Annotated in this window: 1 pseudogene; it reads left to right on the forward strand. The window is 79.5% G+C overall.

From position 1 onward, the window contains the following. Nucleotides 1-5: 5 nt before the first annotated feature. Nucleotides 6-439, forward strand: a pseudogene (locus tag G3I53_RS03140) (hypothetical protein); the annotation flags it as partial.

A 439-nucleotide genomic window follows, 5' to 3' on the forward strand; every position in this document is an offset into this window, starting at 1 on the left:
ACCCGGTGGTGGAGGCGGACCCGGAGGAGCCCGCGGGCCGGGACCGCGCCGGTGGACCCACGGCCGGCTGGGACCCGGTGGCCACGGTCGATCTCGTGGACCCGTTGGCACCGTCGCCCGGTCCGGACGCCGACGACGCCGGGCCCGGCGCGGACCCCGGCGGCGACCCGGTCCGGGACCTCGTGCAGGCCGCCGTCGCCGACCGGCCGCTCGACGAGGTCGTCGACCTCATCAGCTCCCTGGAACGCTCGCCCGAGCACGCCCGGGCCGTGGTGGACGCGCTGCGCGCCGCCGGAGTGGACCGCCCGGTCGAGGACGTGACCCGGCTGGTCGCCCTGCTGACCCGCCCGCCGCGCGAGGCCGGCAGCGCCGACGAGGTGATCCGCGCCGCCGCGGCCCACCGGCCCGTGGAGGACGTGACCCGGCTGGTGGCACTCCT

It is taken from the genome of Streptomyces sp. SID14436, from assembly GCF_010548465.1.
GTDB lineage: Bacteria > Actinomycetota > Actinomycetes > Streptomycetales > Streptomycetaceae > Streptomyces.